Origin of the sequence: Magnetococcus sp. PR-3, from assembly GCF_036689865.1 — a bacterium.
In the GTDB taxonomy this organism is placed as follows: Bacteria; Pseudomonadota; Magnetococcia; order Magnetococcales; family Magnetococcaceae; genus Magnetococcus.
The window spans coordinates 23,626-37,735 of sequence record NZ_JBAHUQ010000031.1; the positions used below are offsets into that span (position 1 = coordinate 23,626).

Annotated in this window: 13 protein-coding genes; 8 read left to right on the plus strand and 5 right to left on the minus strand. The window is 54.5% G+C overall.

Annotated features, from left to right (window positions below):
- From V5T57_RS15850 to V5T57_RS15865, 4 genes are all read right to left on the minus strand, one after another.
- Positions 1-2,178, minus strand: a complete 2,178-nt coding sequence (locus tag V5T57_RS15850) for a hypothetical protein (RefSeq protein WP_332892223.1) — start codon at positions 2,176-2,178, stop codon at positions 1-3.
- Positions 2,179-3,004: 826 nt separating this feature from the next.
- The gene (locus V5T57_RS15855; protein WP_332892224.1) at positions 3,005-3,238 is read right to left on the minus strand and encodes a hypothetical protein; all 234 of its coding nucleotides are present in this window, start codon (positions 3,236-3,238) and stop codon (positions 3,005-3,007) included.
- Positions 3,235-5,388 (minus strand): ferrous iron transport protein B, encoded by a 2,154-nt coding sequence (feoB, locus tag V5T57_RS15860; protein WP_332892225.1) that lies wholly within the window; start codon positions 5,386-5,388, stop codon positions 3,235-3,237. The genes V5T57_RS15855 and feoB overlap by 4 nt, the downstream gene beginning before the upstream one ends.
- A 67-nt stretch (positions 5,389-5,455) precedes the next feature.
- Positions 5,456-5,683 carry a FeoA family protein gene (locus V5T57_RS15865; protein WP_332892226.1) on the minus strand — a complete coding sequence of 76 codons (228 nt, stop codon included), beginning with the start codon at positions 5,681-5,683 and terminating at the stop codon, positions 5,456-5,458.
- A 412-nt stretch (positions 5,684-6,095) separates the two neighbouring features.
- On the opposite strand from V5T57_RS15865, the gene V5T57_RS15870 reads away from it, so the two are divergent.
- Positions 6,096-6,656 (plus strand): hypothetical protein, encoded by a 561-nt coding sequence (locus V5T57_RS15870; protein WP_332892227.1) that lies wholly within the window; start codon positions 6,096-6,098, stop codon positions 6,654-6,656.
- A gap of 13 nt (positions 6,657-6,669) precedes the next feature.
- Positions 6,670-7,005 carry a hypothetical protein gene (locus V5T57_RS15875; RefSeq protein WP_332892228.1) on the plus strand — a complete coding sequence of 112 codons (336 nt, stop codon included), beginning with the start codon at positions 6,670-6,672 and terminating at the stop codon, positions 7,003-7,005.
- Between the two features lie 89 nt (positions 7,006-7,094).
- Here V5T57_RS15875 and V5T57_RS15880 read toward each other — a convergent pair whose 3' ends face one another.
- Positions 7,095-7,370, minus strand: coding sequence for a hypothetical protein (locus V5T57_RS15880; protein WP_332892229.1), 276 nt, complete (start codon positions 7,368-7,370; stop codon positions 7,095-7,097).
- Positions 7,371-7,740: 370 nt separating this feature from the next.
- Here V5T57_RS15880 and V5T57_RS15885 point away from each other — a divergent pair, with 370 nt between their 5' ends.
- The 6 genes from V5T57_RS15885 to V5T57_RS15910 all read left to right on the plus strand — a co-directional run bounded on the left by V5T57_RS15885 (position 7,741) and on the right by V5T57_RS15910 (position 14,056).
- Positions 7,741-9,087 (plus strand): alanine/glycine:cation symporter family protein, encoded by a 1,347-nt coding sequence (locus V5T57_RS15885; protein WP_332892230.1) that lies wholly within the window; start codon positions 7,741-7,743, stop codon positions 9,085-9,087.
- A 10-nt stretch (positions 9,088-9,097) separates the two neighbouring features.
- Positions 9,098-9,514 carry a CZB domain-containing protein gene (locus tag V5T57_RS15890; protein WP_332892231.1) on the plus strand — a complete coding sequence of 139 codons (417 nt, stop codon included), beginning with the start codon at positions 9,098-9,100 and terminating at the stop codon, positions 9,512-9,514.
- 115 nt (positions 9,515-9,629) lie between these two features.
- Positions 9,630-10,037 carry a hypothetical protein gene (locus tag V5T57_RS15895; RefSeq protein ID WP_332892232.1) on the plus strand — a complete coding sequence of 136 codons (408 nt, stop codon included), beginning with the start codon at positions 9,630-9,632 and terminating at the stop codon, positions 10,035-10,037.
- Between the two features lie 109 nt (positions 10,038-10,146).
- On the plus strand, positions 10,147-11,433 hold the full coding sequence (gene mamH, locus V5T57_RS15900; protein WP_332892233.1) for a magnetosome biogenesis transporter MamH: 1,287 nt from the start codon (positions 10,147-10,149) through the stop codon (positions 11,431-11,433).
- Positions 11,434-11,575: 142 nt separating this feature from the next.
- Positions 11,576-11,806, plus strand: coding sequence for a magnetosome protein MamI (mamI, locus tag V5T57_RS15905; RefSeq protein WP_332892234.1), 231 nt, complete (start codon positions 11,576-11,578; stop codon positions 11,804-11,806).
- A 6-nt stretch (positions 11,807-11,812) separates the two neighbouring features.
- Positions 11,813-14,056: a trypsin-like peptidase domain-containing protein gene (locus tag V5T57_RS15910; RefSeq protein ID WP_332892235.1), complete on the plus strand. Its 2,244-nt coding sequence runs from the start codon at positions 11,813-11,815 to the stop codon at positions 14,054-14,056.
- The last annotated feature ends 54 nt before the right edge of the window (positions 14,057-14,110 follow it).

Consider the following 14,110-nt stretch of genomic DNA (forward strand, 5'->3'; position numbering starts at 1 on the left):
CTACTTAGCTGTTGCCAAGGCCTGGGCAGCCTCTTTGACTTTGGCACTGTCGGGTGCCAGGGATTGGGCTTTGGATAGGAAAATTCTGGCTTTGGCCAGATCCCCCTGTTGGATCTCTCGGTTCACTAAAAACGCGTAGCGATTGGCAACCTTCTGTATGCTTTGTAGGGCACCGGCATGGTTCGGGTGTAGCACCAGTGCCTTACGGATTTTAATCAGTGCATTGTCGTGGGTGGGCCAGCTGAGTCGGTTGCGCCGGATGTCGACCTGTGCAGCCTTCAATAGCGCTTCTATCTTCTGCGCTATAGCTGCCCTCTCCTGATCTGCCGAGGGAGAAGGTTTTTGAGCCGATGAATTGGCGGTTTGTGTAGCCTCTACAGGAGGTTGCTCAGCTTGTTTCTCTTTATGGCCGGGGATGGATGCCGCTGCAGGGGCAGGGGGGTGGGGCGCTGCTGGGGCGCTGGTTTTCGTCTCTTTGGGCGGTTCAGGCGTGACCGGAGCCGTGACCTTGAGCGTCGCTTTTTGCGGCAGTATAGCTGGTTCTGTAGCAGGCGAGGGAGCCTCTTTTAGCTCCGCTTTTTTGGGCGCTATAGCTGGTTCTGCAACAGGTAAGGGGGCCTCTTTTAGCTCCGCTTTTTGGAGGGCGTTGGATGGTTCCGCAGCAGGGGCCGCCGTTATCTTTAGCGCCTTCTTGGGGGGCTGGGGGGCCGCTGGAGGTTGGGGTGCCTGAGCGCTCTGTTGCGTCGGAGCCGTGGTCGGGCTGGAATCGGTGCTGTTTTTGAGGCGATCCGCCGTCTGTCGTGTGGTCGGGGGCGCGGCTGCAACCACGTTCTGGCTGTTGGCAGCCGGTGGTTGCGGGGCGGGGATCACAGGTTGTGACAGCGTAGAGGGTTGCCGGGCGCTGGGAAGAAACTCCTCATAGAGATAGTAGGCCAAGATCAACAGTGGAACGGTGATGGCCAAGGTCCAGATGGTTTTTTTGCCACCTTTTTGGGGGGCGGGTTCGGCGCCTTGTTGTTGCTGCTGTAGCTGCTCTTTTAAGGCAGCCTGTTCGCGCTGTTTCTGCTGGAGCTGACGCTCCATATTCTGTAGATCAACTTTTTGATGACCAAGCTGTTGAATGGTGTGGTTTAGATCATCGATCTGCTGGGAGAGCCGCGTGCGTTGCTCGGTCAGCTTCAGCTCCGCCTCTTGCAGCTTGAGATCTTTTTCCCGCAGTTGGTGGGCCCGTTCATTGACCTGATCGTGCAGTTGTTGCAGGGCCTGTTGCTGCTGCTGGGCCATGGATTCCTGAGCCTGCTGCTGCTGTTGACTTTTTTTCTCCAGACTCTGCAGTGCTTTTTCGCGGGCTTTTAGGGTGGCGCTACGTTGCGCCAGATCTATCTGTTTTTGAATCTGTAACTGCTCATAGGTTGTCAGACGCTGTTCCATTTTTTGCGCTTTTTCCTGCTGCTGCTGGACGCGCTCTTTAAGGTTTAACAGAACCATCTTCTGCTGGTTGACCGACTCCAGCTTTTTAGTAAATCCCTCAAAATCAGCCATGGAGAAGGCGGTTTCTCTGCTTATCAGGGGCTGGGTCTGGGCAATCTGATCCAGAAATTGATCCAGTTTGGTGCTCAGGTGCTGTTTGAGCTGATCCATATCCAGTGCTGGATCGTGTTGCTGCTGGGTGTGCTGAAGTAACTGCTGATACTGCTGGCTAATCTCCCGCTCTTTCCCCTCAATATCGATCTGCCTTTGTTGAAGCAGGCTGGCACTCTCATTGAGATGCAGACTTTGTCGGGTCAACTGGGCAAAGTTCTCCTGGTAGGAGTCCACCAGCAGCATCAACTCCTGATGCAGGGCCTGAAGGTAGGTTTCATCCTCAAAGCCGTTGAGTTGATCAGGCCCCAACTCCTGCTCTACTAATGGGGGCTGGGTCGATTGGGTCTGCAAGGAATGAGAAGGCTGTTGAGAAGAGCGTGCCTGCTCTTGTAGGCGGGCCAGAGGTTGATCTGACACAGGGGCCGTGGTGCTGCTTTGGATAATGCTTGCACCTTGATGATGGGCTTCGGTAGGGGGGAGCTCAATAGCGGATGGCGACAAAAAACTGCTGCCCGCTTCGTCATCTTGCCAAGGGTTCGAATCCGTTGAAGAAGTTGAGCTTTTAAGCTTAATTTTGGATTCTTCTTCAGACATGAATCGTCCCTTTGGTTTCCCAATATGGATGACACTCCGTTTGGCCTGCTACTGTGAGCACAAACCGACGATTATCCATGGAGTCCAGTCCCTTGCTCGCCTCTGGTGGAGGTGGGCTGTGTCTGAAGTCTCTTGGAGTCTAGGAGGTGTCTCTTATCTTACGTCGTCACTTTCTCTCCTGCTTATCGGTAAAAATCCTCTAGTTCTACAGCCTATAACGACCATTGACGTTCTCATCCCTCTCTCAATAGGTAAAGGATCGGTTGGCCTGGGGGCGTAGCTAAGAGTATGGGGAGGAGGGTGCTTGTTAAAAAATAGGTAAGAGAAAAGGTGCATATGGATGAAATGAGCAATCTGCCCCTTGCGCATAGAGCATAGATGAATGGTGCTGGTGAGCCAGAAAAAAGGTTCATCCCGAAACAGTGGGATAGGCTTTTTTTTGGACAGATCGGCAACAGGGTCGCCGCCCTGACTTTTTAAACAAACTCCAGCCCCAGCAAGATCGAAACTATTAAAAGAAGAGAATCTTTAGTCTTTAAATCTTTTGACTTTTCTTTTAAGCCTCACATCGCAATACGGATAGGGGAAGCTGCTAAAGGTCAGTAGGGCTCTAAAAGGGTTGGATGATGTGAGGCGTCTGCTAGCGATGCGAGCTTGCGAGCGGGCGGATCACAGGCAGCCAAGCCCGATTAGAAATCCCGTCGCTTACCGGCCATGATTCGGTTTTTCTTTTTCATAGATGACGCCCCCTATTCCCCCTATTCCCGCTATTCCGAGATGGGCCAGAAAAAAGCCCCCGGTCATATGGCCGGGGGCTTTTTTTGTATCAGGTGTCGTGCTTCTTACCTGGAAAGGGGAGGGGGGCTTGCTTCTGCTCAGCTTCCGTTGTGGGACACTGGCTCGGCAGTGTGGGGTTGCTGCTGTCGCAGGAACATCCCGATTTGCCACAGCCCCCTTCACTGGGAGAGAGGCTGCGTTTAATACCCCGTCCGATGTAGAACACCACCCAGGCCCCGATGGGAATGAGGATAAACCACTCCCACCAGGCGACTTCACTCATAGGAGCATACCCCCCACCGTGACAATGATCCAAGCCATGCTCCATGCCAGGGTGAAGGAGAAGGCCACCGAGAAGATCGCCCACTTCCAACCACCGGTCTCCCCCTTGATGGTGGCGATGGTGGCAATGCAGGGGGCGTAGAAGAGGGCAAAGATCATAAAGGCGAAAGCCACCAGCGGCGTCATGTTCTGGGCCAACGCCGAGCGTAGGGTGTCAGACTCCTCGGTAGACTCCTCATCCTGGGCGTAGATCACCGCATAACTGGCCACCACCACCTCTTTGGCCAATAGACCGGTAAGAATGGCCACCGTATCCTTCCAATTGAAACCCAAGGGCTCAAAAACCGGGGTGACGCTCCGGGAGATCTGTCCCAGATAGCTCTTCTCCAGAGCCTCCTGCTTCTCAGCACGTTTCAGGGTGATGATCTGCTCATGAACGGCATCGGTTTTGGGCTGGCTCTCAAGCTGGCTGATCTGGGTGGGGAAGTCCTGGGACCATTCAATCTCCTTGGGAAACTCCTGAAGAACCCAGATCACAATGGACCCCACAAAGATCACACCGGCGATCTTTTTAAGGAAGTTCATCCCCTTATCCCACATGTGAATGAACACACCACGTACGGTGGGCATGCGGAAGGGGGGTAGTTCCATAACAAAGGCGCTGTCATCACCTTTGAAGAAAAATTTACTCAGCAACACCGCCGCACCCATGGCACCAAAGATGGAGATCATGTACATGGAGAACACAACTGTACCGGCATTTTCCGCAAAAAAGGCTCCAGCAAACAGAATGAACACCGGCAGTCGGGCAGCACAGAGCATAAAGGGGTTGACCAGAATGGTCACCATGCGGGCGCGATGATCCTCAATGGTACGGGTGGCCATCACCGCTGGCACGTTACAGCCAAAACCCATCACCATGGGGATCAGCGCCTTACCGTGTAGGCCAAACATGTGCATCACGCGATCCATCAGAAAAGCGGCACGGGCCAGATAGCCTGTTTCGCTGAAGATGGCCATAAAGAAGAAGAGGATGACAATGTTGGGAAGAAAGATAATGGTCCCCCCAACCCCGGCAATAATACCGTCTACAATGAGATCTTTGGCCATTCCCTCAGGCATGATGCCAGCTACAAAGTCGGAGATTGCCCCCACACCGCCTTCAATCCAGCCCATGGGAATCTCACCCACGGTAAAGGTGGTGTGGAACATCAGCCACAGCAGCCCGAAGAAAATCGGCATACCCAGAAGACGGTTGAGAAAGAGCATGTCCAGCCAGTTGGTTACCTTGTGGCGTACATCCACAAAGGTGGGCTTCTTGACCGCTTCGGCCAGGATGCCGTTGACATAGCCGTAGCGGGCATCCGCGATCATGGCAGAACAGTGCATGCCATGGTTGTGGGAGAGGTCATAACACTCTCGGTGTACCATCTCCAGCAGATGCTCGTGATCATCCTCACGGCTGACCACCTCTTCATCCCCTTCCAGCAATTTGATGGCCAGCCAGCGGCTGTTATCCCCATCTGGGCTGTTGGGGTGAAGTTCGTTGACCAGCGTGGAGATCTTACCAACTGCTTTATCCAGGTGCATGTCAAAGTTGATAAAACGGCGGGGGCGAACTTTGCCCTCTTCTGCCTGACGTACCACCGCCTTAATCAGCGCTTCGGTGCCCTGACCGGAACGGCCCGAGGTTTTGACTACCGGTGCACCGAGCATTTCACTGAGAGTTTTTTCATCGATGATGGTCTCATCCTTCTCCACCTCATCCACCATGTTCAGGGCAAACACCATGGGGGTGCCCATCTCCACCAACTGGGTAGTCAGGTAGAGGGAGCGCTCCAGGTTGCCCGCATCGATAACGTTGACGATGACATCGGCCTTGCCCTCCAGAATGTAACCACGGGTCTCCCGCTCTTCGGGGGTGTCTGAGGAGAGGGCGTAGATGCCGGGCATATCCACCAAACTGAAGGTGTGATCCTGCAGGCAGACAAGGCGCTCTTTAAGGGAAACCGTCACGCGAGGATAGTTGCCCACCTGATCTTTGCCGCCGGTCAGGCGGTTAAGAAGAGAGGTCTTGCCACAGTTGGGGTTACCAACCAGGGCTACGGTGATTGCATCCTGAGTTACCTCAGAGGGTGAATTTTCAAGCATGGAGGTGGCCTTTAAACCGTTTTAGAGCATGGGAAGTGGTACTGAAAAGGAGCGTTGCGACTCTAGATCAGGCGATGGGTTCGATCATGATCTTCTGTGCTTCTTTGTTGCGCAGGGTCAGTTCATAGCCCATGACAGTATAGATGCGGGGGTCACCGAAAGGAGCCTGATTGCGCAGGGTGATCTCTTTGCCTTTGGTCAGTCCCATGGAGATGAAGCGGTTACGCTCGTCATCGGAACACTTCAGACTGGCCACGCGCATCTTTTCCCCTTTTTTTAGATCTGCAAGTGTCACTTTAGACTCTCCTTAATGGTTACAATCCATTAGAACGGATTAGGGCGCTACGCATAGAGCGGGTCATGGGCAGACTGCTTAAGGTGAGAAGCTTTGAGATTCTTCTTATTTGCGCACTCTAAATGAGACGCATTACTGTATTTGTGCTCATTTCCCCAGTCCTTTTATGCGCTTTCCTAAAGGGTTTTGCAACTGCAAAATGCAACTGCAAAAACAGTTTATTGAACAGGTTTTTGAGCTTATGCAGGGGGGGGGGATGGGAATGATTCGTGTTTATTTCTTTGAAATTTCGAAAGAAAAGTTTTGACTGTTGCGCGGCTATGGGTATGATGTCCGTGTTCACAAAATGGCTGTTTCTGCCATTTTAATTGTTGATGGGTTGTTTTTCTGTCTAGCCGTGAGGATTTAAACCATGCCTGCTGCCGCGCCTACTCCAGCTACTCCTATGAAAATGCCTGCCGAACTGGAAGGGGCTAATAATATGAAAGCCTTTGCTTGTCCAGCAGCTCAAGGCACTAAGGCCAAAGGTACTGCTGCTGCCAAGGGCCAACAGCTGGCTGCAGGTGCTGGTCAGCCCCAATGTATTCCCCAAAAGGCCATTGTCGCCGGTGAGTGGGAAGCACCAGAGGCTACTAAAGCAGCCAAGGCTGCTAAAGGTGTTAAAGCGGCCAAGGCAGCCAAAGCGGGTGCAGCCAAGACTGCCCCTTTGGCAGCTAAAGCACCGGCTGCAGCCAAGGCGATGCCGGTGGCCTTGACCACCACCAAACAGGCCGCTACCGGAACCGCAGCCGCAGGTGGCGCGGCGGTTGCTTCCACCTCCTCCGTAGGGCCTAGCCTGGGGTTGGGGTTGGGGCTGGGTGCCTGGGGTCCCGTAATTTTACTGGGCGTGGCTGGTGCAGTGGGGTATGGTATCTACTCTTATATGAAAAATCGTGGCGATTCCGACAGTGAGCTGGAAGAAGCCATTAGCTGACGGAGTCAGGTTTATGTTACCACGTCGTGAAAAAGGGGTTGTGGCCAAACAGCGCACCCCACGCAGTCGCATTTTAGCCATGCTCAGCTACCTCGGCATTCTCTGTCTGGTACCACTGATCTTTAACCAGGATGATGAGTACGTGGATTTCCACGCCCGTCAGGGGATTGTGCTGTGGACCTGGGGGGTGCTCTCCATTTTGGCGCTGCATGTGCCGGTGGTTGGGCCGTTCTTTTTCAGCTTTTCGGCCATGGTTATCGGTATGCTCTCTCTGGTGGGGCTGGTCTCGGTGTTGCTCTCCCGAGCATGGCGGATTCCTGGTATTGGTGTGATTGCGACCAAGCTGTAAGGGGTGCAATCACCCATGAAAAAAGCCCGGCTACATAGCCGGGCTTTTTTTTTCGAAACTTAAACAGACCTTAGGGACTCAAAGGTTGCTCAGGTCTGGCGTTTGTCGCGTTTATTGATGGCATCCCCCGCCATTTTGGCCAGATAGGCCATGCCCAGGGTTACCCCCACCAGCCCCATGGCAGGGCCCATAAGTTTCAGCCCCAGCAGGGTGGGTTTGGCGGTGGCGGCCAGGGAGGGCAGGGAGAGGGAGGAGCCCTTGAGAATGGCCACCTTTTTAGATGCCGTGATCTTGATCTCGCCTGGACCGGTAAGGGTCAGGGTATCATCACGGCCCAATTTGGTGGCGACAACGGTTTGTGTCATAACAGGCTCCGATTCAAAGCGTTCTGTAGCTCCCCACACAAGGTTGCTTAGCTAGAGGCTAACCGATCCTATGCAAGAATGGAACGCTATATTTTCAAGCGATTTTTTTTTTTTTTTGAGTTTTGAACGGCTTTTCTGTCGAGTTTTAATGGGCTTATCTTTATATTCCTGCAAGCGCATACATCGCAAATTGTTTAGGGTGATGGTCTCAATGCGTTATTACTTGATGCATTCTGACGCTTCACGTAAGTCGTAAAAAGCGTTTCAACACAACGTTGTTGTGGCATCATGCGCTATGTTTTCATGCTTGTGCCCACCGCTCTTTATCAATTAAAGTGGCGCAACCATTGTACATTGTTGAGGAGCGTGCATGTTAGGCAGTGTGGCCGACTGGATCTGGAGTCCCTTCTTCAGTCTGATCTATCTGGAACTGGGGTTGCTGTTTCTGGTCATAACCGGAGGCTTTGCGGTACGCCGTCTGCTGCCGGTCTTCTTTGCCATGCGACGTAAAGGGCTGCATCGCGGTGCTGATGGTGCGCCCATTGATCATGCCAAGGGGTTCTTTGCCGCCCTGGCCACCAGTATTGGGGTGGGCAACATGGCGGGGGTGGCCACAGCCATCCACCTGGGTGGACCGGGGGCGCTTTTCTGGATGTGGGTTTCAGCGCTGTTAGGGGTCTCTTTCCGTATGTGCTCCACTTACATGGCGCTGCGTTATCAGCCTCAGGATCCCAATCATCCTCTGTTTGGTACCCCGCTGAGTTATCTAAGCCGCTTCTTTGAGGGGCGTTGGCGCTGGATACCCACGGTGTTCGCCGGTCTGGTGATCGTTAAGGGGATGGTGGCGGCCAATCTGATCCAGACCAACTCTGTAGCCCATGCGGTGGAATCAGATCTGGGACTCTCCCACGGTATCGTGGCGTTGGCGCTGTCGGTGCTGGTGGCCATGGTGATTGTGGGCGGTCTGAAAAACATTCTTACCGTCAGCAATATTCTGGCCCCCTGGATGGCAGGCATCTATATCCTATTTGCCTTTGGTATCTTGATCGCCCACCCAGATCAGGCCATGACCGCGCTGGAGATGGTGTTCCGACACGCCTTTTCCCCCTATGCCATGGCGGGCGGGGTGGCGGGCTTTACCGTGTTGCAGGCGGTGCAGTTTGGTATCTCCCGTGGGGTGTTTTCCCACGGATCAGGTGTGGGAATTGCACCCTTCCTACATGCGGCCAACCATGATCAGCCCATTCGTGGCGCGATTATGGCGGGGATGATCCCTATGGTGGATACCCTTCTGGTGTGCAGTGCTACAGGCTTGGTCATCTTGAGTGGCGGTCTGTGGCTGGAACATACCGGGGCCTATCTGACGGTGACCTCATTCCAACTTTACGCCGGTCCCATGGGGCGTCTGTTGGTTACCCTATTTTTGGTGGTGTTCGCCTTTACCACCATCATTAACTGGTCCTACTTTGCCGAACGCAGTTTTGTCTATCTGGGGGGGCGTAATCGGTTGGCATTCCGATGGCTGTTTGTGGCCATCGCCTTTTGTGGACCGTTTATGCCGGTGGCCGCTATCTGGTCGCTGGGGGATATTTTAATCGCATTGATGCTCAGCTTTCATCTGGTTCCTCTGACCTATCTGGTTCTGCGCAAGCAGAAACAGTTGGGCAAGGATCTTCAAGAGGTGGTGAGCCATATGTTGGGAAAACCCCGAACCTGACGGTGGTGTTATGATCGATCTGTCCGTGGCGCGTATGCTGCACCTGGATTATGAGTTTCAACTGGAAAAGGCGATCCAGACCCGTAAGATCTCACGTGTGACCGGCTCCAAGATCCATGTCTCTCACCATCAGTGCGAGCTGGGGATCTGGCTGGACCGATTTGGACAGGCCCGTTACAGCCACTTTCCAGAGATGGAGCCGCTGATTGCCCACCATAAGGATTTTCATCTCTATGCCGAGAAGGCTATGCGTGCCATCAAACTGATGGAGGATGAGCAGGCCGGGGCCGCCTATCAGCGGGTTAGAAACGAGAGCAAAGAGTTGATCTACCTTATGACGTTGATGGAGTATCGACTGCTGCATGAGAAGGATATTGGCCAGTTGATCAAGAAGCCTTTCAGGCTTTTGACGGGGCTTTTTCGATAAAGCTCGATTCAACGCTAGAAAAAAAGTGGGGGGTAACGTAAAATCCCCTTTCGATGCCAGATGTTGGTGTCATTCGTAATGAGAATAGATCCAATTTATCTTGGAGTGAAGTCATATGGCCATTACCAATCTGAGTGCCACCCTGATTGAAGGTGAAAAGGTCACTTTGACCGGTCCAGGCAAGTTGAAGTTCAAGGCAGTTAAGCCTGTGGCCAAAACCGCTAAGGCAGCAGCGGCCACTAAGGGGGTAGCTGCCACCAAGGGGGTAGCGGCGACCAAGGCTGCTGGTGTCAAAGGTGCTGCCACTGTCCAGAACGCCGCCCAGGCTGCCGCCATCAAAGGGGCGGCACCTGTGGCTACCGTAGCTACCGCTGGCAGCAGCGGTTCGCTGTTGGGTGGCCTGGGGTTGAACCTGGGGCTGGGTATTGGCTCCATGGGGACCTTGGCGATTGGTGCCATTCTGGTGGGGGGCGGTTACTACCTCTACCGTCGTCAGAAGGCCAAGCGTTTCTGGTCTTTCTAACCTAAGGTCTGACAGGGTTGTGGTTTACAAGGAACGGTGCTCGCACCGTTCCTTGTCGTATCGTTGTCTTGAGTCAAACACCTTGAAACGGGTAGGTAAATAAGCGCGCATGTCTGTATCCCCCATTATTCTTGAGCGTCATCACAATACGCTCTATCTGATTGTGGCCCTAACCATGGTGTTCATGACCCTGGTGCTGGCCACCCAGCCGTTGTTTCTACGCAATGTGCTGGATATCGGGCGGGAGAATGCGGGATTCGTCAATGCCAATATTCAGGTCATTACCGAGATTCTGGATCTGGCGCTGGTGGGTTACCTGGGCTATCTCTCCGACCGCTTTGGCCGTATCCCCATCATCATGTGGGGGTTTCTGGTGGCGGGGATCACCGCGCTGCTGGCCCCCCTGAGTGGCTGGTTGGGGGTGGTGCTGGGCATCGATGCGCTGGCCATCTTCTATCTTGCGCGGATTATGATGTCTCTGGGGACCGCAGCGGTGTGGCCTCAGCTCTCCACCCTGACCGGGGACTACACCACCAAGAAAAGCCGTCCGGGACTGCTGGCAAAAGTGGGCTTTATGATGGCCTTCGGGGCCACCCTGGTCTACGCGGTGTTGATGCAGTTACCCAAGTATGTGGGGGTGGAGGTGGTGATGCTTATACCGGCCATCGTTGCCCTGTTGGGGGCTTGGCTGGTGCGCCAGTTCCTGGTGGAGACCGCCACCAAACTGGAGTCCAGCTCCTTCCCTTTGAAACGGGTGGTGGGGCTGGTCAAGACGCGTAAAGAGTTGCGCCTAAGCTTTCTGGCCGCCTTTACCTCCCGCAACGACATGGTGCTCATCGGACTGTTCCTGATGACCTGGTTTATCTACTTTGGCGATCTGGTGCCAGGGGTGGATCATAACCAGGCCGCCGCCAGGGCTGGTTTTGTCATTGGCTTTATTGGTCTGATGGTGCTGGTAAGTATTCCGTTGTGGGGTTGGTTTATTCGCCGCCATGGCCGGGTTGAAGCGGTGATTCTGGGATTGCTGCTCAGCGGCCTTGGCTTTTTGGGGTTCAGCCTGATTATTAATCCTATGACCTGGTGGTCACTGCTGCCAGCACTGTTTGTAGGGTTGGGGCAGGCGGGGTGTCTGCTGGCACCACAGATTTTGGCCCTGGACAATGCCGAGCCGGAGATTCGCGGCTCCATTATGGGGGCGTTTAATACGGCGGGCTGTATTGGGATTATCTTTTTCCTGCAGATCGGTGGCTTTCTGTTTGACTATATGAGTCCCACCGCACCGCTGATGTTTACCGGTATGGCCAATCTACTGATCATGGTCTACGGCTTGGGCGTAAAGAACTGGCGCAGCCAGGAGAAGAAAGGCGACGATCCGATTCTGGATTATGAGCCGTAACCGGTAACGGTTGTCTGCGCATCTGTTGTGGATCTGTTTATTTACACGCTGGTATCGGAAATTTAGTCTGTGCTATGATGCAGTGTTTGAGTGAGTGTAGGATATCTTTGTCTGTCCATATCTAAAGTAGGATGTGAATGCGATGCCCAGCATCATCTTTGGCTTGATCGCCATCTCCCTAGGACTGTGGGGGCTCTCCGCCTGGTGGTGGTCCGTGGTGGAATTTTTGCGCGGATTTGTGCCCATCGGTCTGGTTTTTCTGGGCTTTATTGCTCTGGGGGCCGGTGTGACACGTCTGCGTGAAGTGGATGAGCAGATTGTGGATTCCGAGCCTACGGCAGCGGAATCGGTTCAAGAGTCTACCCGAGAGTAATGCCGTATGACACCCGAGCAAGATCCCAGCTGCGGGAAACACTACCTGAAATACCTCTATATGGTATGGGTTGGTTCGTTTCTGCTGATGTTGGGCAGTTATTGGTGGATCGACTATCAGGCTAAACAGGAGATGGCGTTGGCTAAGGCCAACGGCTCTGCGGTCCAGCAGCCTGCACAGAACCGTGGTCCGAACTCTACTGGCCAAGGCCTGGTTAATCCAGGCACTCAGGGGGGCGGTAACGCTGCTGCATTGCCGGTGGCGCTGAACCAGCCTCTCATGGCGCCTGGTGGCGGAGAGCTGTCCATTCCTCAGAATGTGACCGGTCCGGCCCCCTTTGCCCGGGTGGCCAAGTTCATGATGCCCAGTGTGGTTAACGTCAGTGCCACCACCATGCGACCTGGGGATCCCAACAAAAAGACCAAGACAGGATTGCAGTTTGCAAATCCTTTCAGTGGTATGGCGACCGAGAGTATTGGCTCCGGCGTGGTGGTCACTGAGGATGGTTACATCCTGAGTAATTTCCATGTGGTGGAGAATGCTAAACAGGTGTTCGTGACTCTGTTCAATGATCAGGGTACCGTTAAACTGCCTGCCGAGATTGTCACCCTGGACTCCCGCCGGGATCTGGCGCTGCTGAAGGTGGAAGCAGATAATCCGTTGCAGCCTGCACCCCTGGGAGATAGTAAGCTGGTCAACGTTGGTGATCCGGCCATCGCCATTGGTAGCCCCTTTGGGCTGGACCAGACCGTTAGTCAGGGTATTATCTCCGGTAAGCGTAAGGCGGTGAACATCGGTGGTACAGTGCATCGTAACCTTCTACAGACCGATGCTGCGATCAACCGTGGCAACTCCGGTGGTCCTTTGGTGGGGGCTGATGGTAGCGTCATTGGTGTGAACACTGCTATTTACACCACCACCAGCGCCTTCTCCGGGGTGGGTTTTGCGGTACCTTCCAATGCAGCCCGCGAGTTTTTGGAAGAGCGTATCCAGTTGCCCAACGTCACACCCATCAACGGTACCATGATGCCGGTAGCGGCTCAGAATGCGCCGCCCATCCCGTCAGATGCGGTATTGACCCACGATGATCGTGGTCCCTGCGAAAATTGCCACCAGATTTTGCCTCCAGCCGGTGGTGGTCAGCCTGTGGCTGCCCGCCCGCCACCGCCTATCCCTTCGGATGCGGTGATGCCCCATGGGGATCGTGGTCCCTGTGAAAACTGTCACCAGATCCTGCCAGCCGGTGGTACAGGCCAACCGATAGCTATGCAGCGTGGTCCCGGTATGGGGCAGGGCATGGGCCAGCATCGTAACCGTGCCGACCGCATGTTCTCCTTCGATCCCAACGGTGCCTTTGCGCTGCCAGCAGCAGCCACCACTATGAAAGAGAGTCCCACCCTGGCCCCGGCGGAGTTGGTGGCCATGGTTACCAGCGGTGTTGGGGCGACCTTCCAGGTTCTCAATGTGGATCTGGCGGCTAAACTGGGCTCTCCCTATCCTAAAGGGTTGGTTGTGGACCAGGTAAAGGCTGGTTCCAGTGCGGAGCAGGCGGGTTTGAAAAAAGGGGATGTCTTGATCAAGGCCAATGGCAAATGGCTTGAGTCCCTGGAGAGTCTGGCGGAGTTGATCCAAGCCGGTAACCAAGAAATTCGTCTTTCGGTGGTGCGTGATGGCCGCCGGGAAGAGTTGCTCATCGGTGTAGCCCGTCTGCAGGCGGGCCCCGGTGCCCAGATGCAACCGGTGGCCATGAATCAGCAGGCTGGGATGCCCCTAGCGCAGATGGGTAATAATCTGCAGCAGCCCATGGCACCTTCCATGCCCCCCCCCATGGCACCTTCGGCCCAGGGTCAGAACTGGAACGGCGCTATGCAGGGTGGCGGTATGCAAAATGGCGCAACACCTGCATGGCAAACCAATGGTACCGCACCCAGAGCAAACCGGGCCGCACCCAAACCGGTTCCCACCGAGTTTGAGTGGATGGGGATGGAGATTATTCCCATCACATCGGCCCGTATGAACCGCCAGCCCATGTTGAAGGGCAAGAGTGGTGGTTTGATCACCGATATGGGTGCCGCTTCGCCGGCCATGCGTGCCGGGGTGCAGCGTAACGATGTGGTGGTGGCCATCAATGGGCAGGCTGTCAGTGACGGTCGCTCCATCGATAAGGCCATCAAGGCTGCCAAAGGACGGCAGTGGGCTCTGCTGGAAATTGAGCGCAACGGAACAAGGATGTTCGTCAAGGTACAGTGACGGCCCTTGTTTTCCAAGGGCGTCAAGTCTCTGGCTGTATGCTCCGCTATGCCA